The 10,271-nt window shown below is 43.0% G+C and carries 8 protein-coding genes; 7 read left to right on the top strand and 1 reads right to left on the bottom strand.

Going from position 1 to position 10,271, the window contains the following annotated elements; translation table 11 throughout:
- Positions 1 to 68: 68 nt before the first annotated feature.
- From atpA to FOR85_RS08185, 7 genes are all read left to right on the top strand, one after another.
- On the top strand, positions 69 to 1,613 hold the full coding sequence (gene atpA / locus FOR85_RS08155) for a F0F1 ATP synthase subunit alpha (RefSeq protein WP_144297508.1): 1,545 nt from the start codon (positions 69 to 71) through the stop codon (positions 1,611 to 1,613).
- 249 nt (positions 1,614 to 1,862) lie between these two features.
- The gene (gene atpG / locus FOR85_RS08160) at positions 1,863 to 2,744 is read left to right on the top strand and encodes a F0F1 ATP synthase subunit gamma (RefSeq protein ID WP_144297509.1); all 882 of its coding nucleotides are present in this window, start codon (positions 1,863 to 1,865) and stop codon (positions 2,742 to 2,744) included.
- Positions 2,745 to 2,794: 50 nt separating this feature from the next.
- Positions 2,795 to 4,228, top strand: coding sequence for a F0F1 ATP synthase subunit beta (atpD, locus tag FOR85_RS08165; RefSeq protein WP_144297510.1), 1,434 nt, complete (start codon positions 2,795 to 2,797; stop codon positions 4,226 to 4,228).
- A 114-nt stretch (positions 4,229 to 4,342) separates the two neighbouring features.
- Positions 4,343 to 4,759, top strand: a complete 417-nt coding sequence (locus tag FOR85_RS08170) for a F0F1 ATP synthase subunit epsilon (protein WP_144297511.1) — start codon at positions 4,343 to 4,345, stop codon at positions 4,757 to 4,759.
- Between the two features lie 765 nt (positions 4,760 to 5,524).
- The gene (locus tag FOR85_RS08175; protein ID WP_021812806.1) at positions 5,525 to 6,241 is read left to right on the top strand and encodes a response regulator; all 717 of its coding nucleotides are present in this window, start codon (positions 5,525 to 5,527) and stop codon (positions 6,239 to 6,241) included.
- A 367-nt stretch (positions 6,242 to 6,608) separates the two neighbouring features.
- Entirely contained in the window at positions 6,609 to 8,294 is a 1,686-nt protein-coding gene (locus tag FOR85_RS08180; RefSeq protein WP_144297512.1) for an ATP-binding protein, read from the top strand.
- An 84-nt stretch (positions 8,295 to 8,378) separates the two neighbouring features.
- Entirely contained in the window at positions 8,379 to 8,558 is a 180-nt protein-coding gene (locus tag FOR85_RS08185; RefSeq protein ID WP_068404248.1) for a hypothetical protein, read from the top strand.
- Between the two features lie 81 nt (positions 8,559 to 8,639).
- Here the strand turns inward: FOR85_RS08185 and FOR85_RS08190 are convergent, their stop codons facing one another.
- Entirely contained in the window at positions 8,640 to 10,112 is a 1,473-nt protein-coding gene (locus tag FOR85_RS08190; RefSeq protein WP_144297513.1) for an ATP-binding protein, read from the bottom strand.
- Positions 10,113 to 10,271 lie beyond the last annotated feature (159 nt).

The raw sequence follows: 10,271 nt of genomic DNA on the forward strand, positions 1-10,271 counted from the left end.
TAAAGCTTGCGTGATATAAGAGCATTTAAGTCACTGGCGGGTTATCATAAATTAAAGGAAACAAGGCAATGCAACAATTGAATCCAGCGGAAATCAGTAATCTGATTAAGCAGCGTATTCAAGACCTTGATGCGGGTGCAACTGCAAAGAATGAAGGCACGATTGTCAAAGTATCTGACGGTATCGTGCAGATTCATGGTCTTGAAGATGCCATGTACGGCGAAATGATTGAGTTTGAAGGTGAAATCTACGGAATGGCGCTTAACTTAGAGCGTGATTCTGTTGGTGCAGTAGTATTAGGCGACTTCCTAAAACTACAAGAAGGTCAAAAAGCCTATTGTACTGGTCGCATTTTGGAAGTACCCGTAGGTCCTGAGTTGCTAGGCCGTGTTGTTGATGCTTTGGGTAACCCTATTGATGGCAAAGGTCCTATCGATGCCAAGATGACTGATAAAGTCGAAAAAATCGCCCCAGGCGTTATCGACCGTCAATCAGTTGATCAACCAGTCATGACTGGTTATAAAGCCGTTGATACCATGATTCCAATCGGTCGTGGTCAGCGTGAGCTTATCATTGGTGACCGTCAGACGGGTAAAACCGCCATGGCTATCGATGCGATCATTGCCCAAAAAGCCTCTGGTATTAAGTGTGTCTACGTGGCAATCGGTCAAAAACGTTCTACCATTGCTAACGTGGTACGTAAGCTTGAGCAAACTGGTGCGCTTGAATATACCACTGTGGTTGTCGCTTCAGCGTCAGAGCCAGCAGCACTTCAATATATCGCACCGTACTCAGGTTGTACGATGGGCGAATACTTCCGTGACCGCGGCGAAGATGCACTGATTGTATTTGATGACTTATCAAAACAAGCCGTTGCTTATCGTCAAATCTCACTATTGCTACGTCGTCCGCCAGGTCGTGAAGCCTATCCTGGTGATGTATTCTACTTACACTCACGTTTACTTGAGCGTGCATCACGCGTAAACGCGGCATACGTAGAAAAATTCACCAATGGTGAAGTGGTTGGTAAAACTGGTTCTTTAACCGCGCTACCTATCATTGAAACTCAAGCTGGTGACGTTTCTGCATTCGTACCAACCAACGTGATTTCAATCACTGATGGTCAGATTTTCTTAGAGTCTAGCCTATTTAACTCAGGTATCCGTCCAGCAGTCAACGCTGGTATCTCGGTATCGCGTGTTGGTGGTGCTGCTCAGACGAAGATTATCAAAAAGCTATCTGGTGGTATCCGTACTGCATTAGCTCAGTATCGTGAATTGGCAGCATTTGCTCAGTTTGCATCAGACCTTGATGATGCGACTCGCGAACAGCTTGATCATGGTGAGCGCGTGACTGAATTGATGAAGCAAAAACAATATCAGCCAATGTCTATCTCTGAGCAAGCGGCAGTTATTTATGCATCGAACGAAGGCTTCTTAGCAGACGTTCCTGTTGAAAAAATTGGTTCTTTTGAAGAAGCTTACTTACGCTATATGCATGATGAGCAGAGTGAATTGATGCGTGAGATTGATGGCACTGCGAATTATAATGATGATATCGCAGGTCGTTTAAAGTCATCTTTAGAGACCTTTAAACAAAATCACAGTTATTAATTTAACGGGTTAAACCTGAAGTGGTTAGCGCTCTGCTTTATAGCGCAAAAAGTGGCGCATTATTTAAGAAAATTTTTAAATCTAAAAGACTTTCCTTTAAGATAATCGCGCCGCTGTTTTAACCAATGAAGGTCTAAGATTGCGTCATGCCACAAGATGTAAAGACATTATTTCGATAAGTTCAGTGTTTTATATTAAACGATTGTTGCATACGCCCATGCTTTTTAACCCTCTTATATTGGAATCATTATGGCAAGCTTAAAAGAGATACGTGCCAAAGTCACCAGTATTAAAAGTACCCAAAAAATTACTCGCGCTATGCAAATGGTAGCCGCTAGTAAAATGCGCCGTGCCCAAGAGCGCATGGAAGTGGGTCGCCCGTATGCTGATAGTATGCGCCGGGTTATTTCGCATTTGGTGCATGCCTCATCAGATTACAAACACCCATATATGGTCTCGCGTCCGGTTGATAAAGTTGGCTATATTGTCATCACATCAGATCGCGGCCTAGCGGGTGGTTTGAATATTAACCTATTCAAAGCTTTATCTAAAAGCATTCAGCAGTATCAAGACCAGTCCGTACAAGCCGAGTTTGCCGTTATTGGTGCTAAAGGCGTGAGTTTCTTTAAAAACTTCGGTGGTAAAGTCACTTCAGCCGTTACTGACTATGGTGATAAACCGACGTTTGAGCAATTAAACGCGCCGGTGCAAGCGATGTTAGAAGACTATAGCAACGGTAAATTAGACCGTATTTATGTGGTCTATAATCAGTTTGTCAACGCTATGACCCAAAAGCCGATTGTCAACCAATTGGTACCTTTACCAGAGGGTTCATTTGGTGATGAAGAAAATGGCATACAAACAGAGCTGAGCTGGGATTATATCTACGAGCCTGACATTAAAACCTTGATTGATGAATTACTTGGTCGCTATATCGAGTCGATTGTCTATCAAGCGGTAATGGAAAACATTGCCTCTGAGCAGTCTTCACGTATGGTTGCGATGAAAGCGGCAACAGATAATGCTGGTGACCTAATTAACGATTTACAGTTGGTTTATAATAAGCTGCGTCAAGCGGCGATTACCCGAGAAATCTCGGAAATCGTTGGCGGTGCTGCTGCTGTTTCATAATTGAAACCCTTTATAAAACCCACTATATACAGAAGTTCAAGGAGAACGCAATGAGTAGCGGTCGTATTGTACAGATTATTGGCGCGGTTCTTGACGTTGAGTTTGACCGTAACGAAGTTCCTCAAATTTTTGATGCCTTGCAAGTAGACGGCACTGAGACCACCCTAGAAGTCCAGCAACAGCTAGGTGACGGTATCGTACGTACTATTGCGATGGGTTCAACCGAAGGTTTAAAGCGTAACCTACCAGTGACCAACACAGGCGCACCTATTTCTGTACCAGTCGGTATGGGTACATTAGGTCGCATCATGGATGTTCTTGGTCGTCCTATCGATGAAGAAGGTCCAGTTGCTGCTGAAGAAAAATGGTCCATCCACCGTGAAGCCCCAAGCTATGCAGAACAGTCAAACAGTACTGAGCTGTTAGAGACAGGTATTAAAGTTATTGATCTGCTTTGCCCATTTGCTAAAGGTGGTAAAGTTGGTCTGTTTGGCGGTGCTGGTGTTGGTAAAACCGTCAACATGATGGAATTGATCAACAACATCGCCCTTAAACACGAAGGTCTATCCGTGTTTGCTGGTGTTGGTGAGCGTACTCGTGAAGGTAACGACTTCTATCACGAAATGCAAGAAGCGGGAGTTGTCAACGTTGAAGACTTTAGCAAATCTAAAGTTGCGATGGTATATGGTCAGATGAATGAGCCACCAGGTAACCGTTTACGTGTTGCACTGTCTGGTTTGACCATGGCTGAGTACTTCCGTGATACCAAAGATCCTGCTACTGGCAAAGGTCGTGACGTATTATTGTTCGTTGATAACATCTATCGTTATACGCTAGCGGGTACTGAAGTATCAGCACTGCTAGGCCGTATGCCATCAGCGGTTGGTTATCAGCCAACGCTCGCTGAAGAAATGGGTATGCTGCAAGAGCGTATTACTTCAACGCAATCAGGTTCAATTACTTCTGTACAAGCGGTATATGTACCTGCGGATGACTTGACAGATCCATCACCAGCAACGACGTTTGCTCACTTGGATGCGACAGTGGTACTAAGCCGTGATATCGCTTCACAAGGTATCTATCCTGCGGTTGATCCACTAGATTCAACCTCACGTCAGCTTGATCCATTGGTTATCGGTGAAGAGCATTACAACGTTGCTCGCGGCGTGCAGGAAGTTCTTCAGCGTTATAAAGAGCTTAAAGACATTATCGCCATTCTAGGTATGGATGAGTTGTCAGAAGAAGATAAACTAGTCGTTTATCGTGCGCGTAAGATCCAGCGTTTCTTGTCACAGCCATTCCACGTAGCGGAAGTATTTACCGGTGCTCCTGGTAAATATGTTGCATTACGCGATACCATTGCTAGCTTTAAAGCAATCATCGCGGGTGAATACGATGACCTACCAGAGCAAGCTTTCTATATGGCAGGCGGCATCGACGAAGTTGTTGCTAAAGCAGAAAAAATGAAGTCTTCTGCAGCGTAAGTTTATAAGTATGGGCTAACGAGTAGGTATAATATAACCTTTATATCTACTCCTCAGTAACGCATCGCAGTTTTTACTGTTTTTTGATCGCGCTTTGATGGTAAGGAATTAAGTATGGCAACGTTACAATGTCGCGTCGTAAGTGCTCGTGAAGAGTTGTATTCAGGCGAAATTAGCATGTTAATAGCTAGTGGTACCGAAGGCGAAATTGGTATATTGCCAGGTCACACCCCGCTTATTACTTTGCTAAAACCCGGTCCGATGCGCGTACAAACGCCTAACGGTGAAGAAGAAGTTATTTATGTATCTGGCGGTGTTTTAGAAGTACAACCAAAAATGGTCACCATACTTGCTGATACTGCGATGCGTGCGCACAATCTTGACGAAAGTAAAATCGTTGAAGCACGTAAGAAAGCTGAGCAAATGCTGGTCAACCAATCTGATACTGTACAAACCAATGCGGCATTAGCGTCATTGGCTGAATCAGTCGCCCAGCTGCAGACTATTCGTAAATATAAAAACCGCGCCTAGCACATTGTTACGCTTTAGTTTTTGTTATAAACATAAAAACAGTCCATGAGGGGCTGTTTTTTTATGCTTGTTCTTCTAATAGTTAGCTTTCTAGTAGTTAGCGTTTAATATTTGCCATAGCTCAGACATTTACTATAGTGAGTGAAAAGTAATATCAATACAGTACGCACTGCTGATATCAGTTTTTCTTGCTTGCTGTGCCTGCGCAGACAGAGGCTACAAAAAATTGATATCAGCAATACCGTCACGTTTTTAGGATATTTTGACTATATTTGAAAATCTCCTAGGTGATGCAATATTTATCAAAAACTAAACTGATTTTCATGAAATGATGGAAAAGTGACTAGCGGCAACGCTGATATATGGTTATATTAGAGAGTAGCAACCACATTTTTTATTTTAAAAGTCCAGCAGTTATTTGGCGTCATTCAATAACATTTAATGTTTGAGCTTTTAAAGCGTTGGTTCGATATAAGACCAGTAGAATGATTAAATAAAATTTATCCTATGCCTTTTAAACTTAATAAAAGGTATAATTTTTGGACGCAAACTAACGTTTTAAATGACGTAGTTTATAGGTTTTGTTACTAACTATAAGCTATAGTATAGGAAGCTGTGTGTTTAATAGTATACTGTGCTACCAAGTTTGTAACCGTGTTACGGTCACTGCCTGTATTGGATTACAAATTGATTGAGTTACGGTGCTATTAATTTACCGCTCTTATTTTCACCGCTTTTAAATAAGATGTATTAGAGGATATAACAATGACAACGAATGAAGAAGACAACACCCCCCGAATCTTGATTGTTGAGGATGACGAGCGCTTAGCCATGTTGACCCAAGATTACTTGGTTAAAAATGGTTTAGAAGTGGCAATTGAAACCGATGGTAATCGCGCCATTCGCCGTATTGTCAATGAACAACCAGATTTGGTCGTACTTGATGTCATGCTTCCTGGTAGCGATGGCTTGACGGTATGTCGTGAAGTACGTCCACACTATCAAAATCCTATTTTGATGCTGACCGCGCGCACAGAAGATATGGATCAGGTTTTGGGTCTTGAAATGGGCGCTGATGACTATGTCGCTAAGCCTGCACAGCCACGCGTATTGCTTGCCCGTATCCGTGCTTTACTACGCCGCTCAGAAAATGCGCCATCGGAAGATGTGCCGCAGCGTCTTGAGTTTGGTGAGTTGGTTATCGACAATGGCGGTCGCTCAGTGAACTTGGGTGACGAATTGGTTGATTTCACCAGTGCCGAATATGACTTATTATGGTTACTCGCGTCTAACGCTGGTCGTATCTTGTCACGCGAAGATATTTTTGAGCGTCTACGCGGTATCGAATATGACGGTCAAGATCGCTCAATCGACGTACGTATCTCACGTATCCGTCCAAAAATTGGTGATGATCCAGAAAATCCTAAACGCATCAAAACCGTGCGTAGTAAAGGTTATTTGTTCGTTAAAGAAGGCAATTAACAGCGAATTGTTAATACAATTCTCTTTGCTAAAATACTTTTTAATAAAAAACCAGCTTTACGCTGGTTTTTTTATGGTCTAAATTTTAATTTTTAAACTTAAATGCTGCGTTATGTGGTTTAATTGAGCGATAATTATGGACGCTAGATTAATAGTATAGTGAGTGAAAAGTAATATCGATACATCACGCACTGCTAATATCAATTTTTCTTGCTTGCTGTGCCTGCGCAGACAGAGGCTACAAAAAATTGATATCAGCAACACCGTAGCGTTTTTAGGATATTTTGATTATATGAGATAAACTGCGCTGCAAGAATTTCTCTTCTTCCTTTATCAATAATTTTTTATTAGGTTGGTCACGGCACGTATGTCATTAGTTTCTTCTCTTAAACACAGTATATTTGTTCGTATTTATGCTGGACTGCTCATTGTCTGTTTGTGTGTGGCATTATTTGCCCAGCTGTTGATGGATACGATCAATAAAGAACGCGTCCAATCTTACCGCGAAAACATGGCCACGGGTGCTTTTCATATCGTTGCTGAAGGCATTGCCCATCAAGAAAGCGAATCGCAGCGTGAATATTGGCTGTCTGATGCCAGTAGTTTATTTGGCGCAGAATTTAACATTGTGCCTATTAACGAGGTCGATTTTAATGCCAGTGAGCTGCGCCGTTTTGAAAAAGGTAATACCGTCGTTCGCTATGTTGCCCAGCCTATTTATGCCGATGTTTATTACCGCTTACCGGACAACGAGAGCGTTTTAACCGCACGTATCTCGCAAGTAACCGAGCAGCAAGTACGTGCCATCGCGGTATTTTTGCTTGATGATTTGTCTTATTATGCGACTTTATCCGATAAGCGTGCGCGTTTAGCTCAATTGGAAGAGAAGTTTTCTTTCCCATTAGAGTTTAGAGCGATCAATACTCTTAATTTAGACCCCGATCAAATGGCACGCTTGCGCCGCGATGAGGTTGTCATCTTATTACAAGATACCAATACCAGTAAAAGTAATTCGTCGATTAAAGTGGTCGTGCCGTCTGAAATCAATGATATGGCGATTTTAATCGGGCCGGTACCTTTGTTTAACTGGTTCCCGCTCAATCTGATTGTCAGTATGATTTTGATCAGTATGTTCCTAATCAGCTTAGGCGTGTATGCGCTTATTTTCCCGCTAGAGCGCAAGCTGCAACTGATTCAAGTGGGCGTTAACGAAGTCAGTAAAGGCAATCTTGATATCAAAGTGCAGGTTATCGGACAAGATGAAATTGCGCGTCTATCGGCGACATTTAATGCGATGACGGCGCATATTAAGCGTTTGATTGAATCGCAGCGCGAGCTGACGCGGGCAGTATCGCACGAACTGCGAACGCCGGTTGCACGTATTCGTTTCGCTGTCGATATGCTGGCAGATACCGATGATGAAGATTCGCGCTTTATGCAGCGTGATTTTATTGATGAAGATATCGAAGCTCTAAATGGTTTGATTGATGAGATTCTAACGTACGCCAAACTTGAAGAAGGCTCACCAAAACTGGATTTAGAACCGGTCAATCTGCGCGAGTTACTGGAGCAAATTGAGCGTGAAACCAATGCTTTAGGCAAACCCATTAAGATAGTAACCAAGCTGCCAAATGCAAAAGTAACAGCGGTTGCGGATAGACGTTACCTGCACCGGGTGATTCAGAACTTAGCCGGGAATGCTTTACGTTATGCTGAGAGTACGATTATCATTAGTGCGGGAGTGGAAAAAGGTAATGCTTTTGTCAGCGTAGAAGATGATGGGCACGGTATCCCTGAAGCCGACCGTGAAAAAGTCTTTATACCGTTTGCGCGCTTAGACGATAGTCGTACACGTGCCTCAGGTGGTTATGGTTTGGGCTTGTCTATCGTATCGCGTATCGCTTTTTGGTTTAATGGCAATATGAAAGTGGACGAGAGCCGTGAGCTTGGCGGCGCACGCTTTGTCATGACTTGGCCGATTAAACCATTGACCCAAGTCCTTGCTGCCGATGAATTGACACAAGAAAAAAGTGAACGCGATTTCGATGCTTAACCTTTTATAATGACGGATAAATTGATATTGATGATGTATTAAAATGATTGAAATGAGCTTATTAATAGTAGAGGAGGGCAAGGGATGCCGTATTTGTTTGGTGGTTTAGTGGTATTGAACGCAGCAGCGCTTGGATATTATTTATTTTTACAGCAGCCAACCAGCACTGAGACGCTAAAGGCTGCGCAGCAAGAAATAACCCAACCTTTAACTTTTAGTAATAGCGCCGAGTACATTCCTCCAGTGATTGGTACTAAAAAGTAGGGTTATTAAAGTCGCTAATAACGATCAGTTATTAGCAATTCTTTGATGTTGCCTGCTACTTTTATTTAACGACCATCTATTTTATTGGTCGTCTATATTGCTAGCAGCGTTAGTTATTTTGTCATTGTCAGAAGCCAATGGCGGCTCTCCGGCAACTTTAGAGATAAGTGGAATACGGACACAGACTTGTAGGCCGCCATCTGGATGATTGATGGCCTCGACCGTCCCATGATGCAGGCGCGCGATACGATCGACAATCGCTAGACCAAGCCCGCTACCCTGAGTAGTACGTGCTGACTCCCCGCGCTCAAACGGTTGCATAATACGCTCTAATTGGTCTTCTGCGACGCCCTCACCGCAGTCGCGCACACATATCAATAACTGCTCTTTTGCTTCTTTATTGACCTCATTTTCAGTCACTACATCGCTGTCTTCTACCACCGTTTTTTCTATGAATGTCGGCACCACAGTCGCGGATAAATAAATGGGCGGTTTGCCGTAACGCTTGGCGTTATTAACCAAGTTAATCACCAAGCGTTTGATAGACATTGGGCGCACGGGCACCATTTTTTGACATTCCGATTGATAAATAAATTCCAGCGGCGCAAATTGCACCATGATTTCATTAAATATGGTGTCCAAATTGGTCAGGCGCACTGGCTCATCGGAACCGTCTTTCATAAAGGAGATAAACTGCTCCAAAATCGCATCCATGTCTTCGATATCGTAAATCAAACCTTCACGGAAAAATTCATCAGGCAGCATCTCAGCGGTTAAACGCATACGGGTCAGCGGCGTGCGCAAGTCGTGCGAGATACCCGCCAGCATAATCGTCCGCTCTTTTTGTGCCTGATTGAGGGTAGTAAATAAGCGATTAAATGCCATATTAACTTGGCGAATCTCAGTAGGGCCATTATGGGTCGGTAAGGTAGTAGCGTGACCCAAGCGAATATAGTTAGTCGCTGCGCGCTGTAAATAGCGTAGCGGACGATTTAATTGCCGCGCTAATAAAATGATAGTCAGTAAGGTTAAAATCGGTAAGCCAACTAAAAACAATACTAATAAAGCGGGACTGTACTGTGAGTAATATACCACCGGTTCACGAATCCAAAAGCTGTTATCGCGACTGTCTTGCACCCATAGCTGCGGCGTTGGTTTAAACTTAAAGTAGACCTCTACGGGACGACCCAATTGCGCGCCGATTTCGCGCTGTAATACATCGGTAAAGACGCCAACAAACGCCTTATCCTCTATCACCGGAAAATCGCTAGGATTATTGACCACCACCACATGTGAATGTTGATAAATCCATTGCCGTACAGCCGGCTCATTCTTCCAGTCTTTATTAACACTGTTCATCAAGCGTAATTCGCTGGTCAGATAGCGCGCATGATTTTTAAGCTCTGGCAAATATAGACTGCGCCAAAAAAACGAAATCGATACCCCGACACTGATAATGACAATAAAAGCGACCATCAAGGTGGTGAGCCAACTGTTAGAGTAGGAGCGGGCAAGCCGTCCTTTGCGCCGAGGCTGTGATTTTGCGGTGGTCATATATATCCAAAAAATTAATCAAAATATGGGTAAAGTGATTTTCTTTAAAATGGCAGGTAAAGCAGTTAAATAAGGTATTTTTAACCCCACTCTCAACTTCGAAAGTGATTGAAAAAAGAAGAGCACCTCACTAATCTATTGTTTTCGACCAAGAATACA

The sequence above is a fragment of the Psychrobacter sp. YGAH215 genome (assembly GCF_007280595.1).
GTDB classification, from domain to species: Bacteria; Pseudomonadota; Gammaproteobacteria; order Pseudomonadales; family Moraxellaceae; genus Psychrobacter; species Psychrobacter faecalis.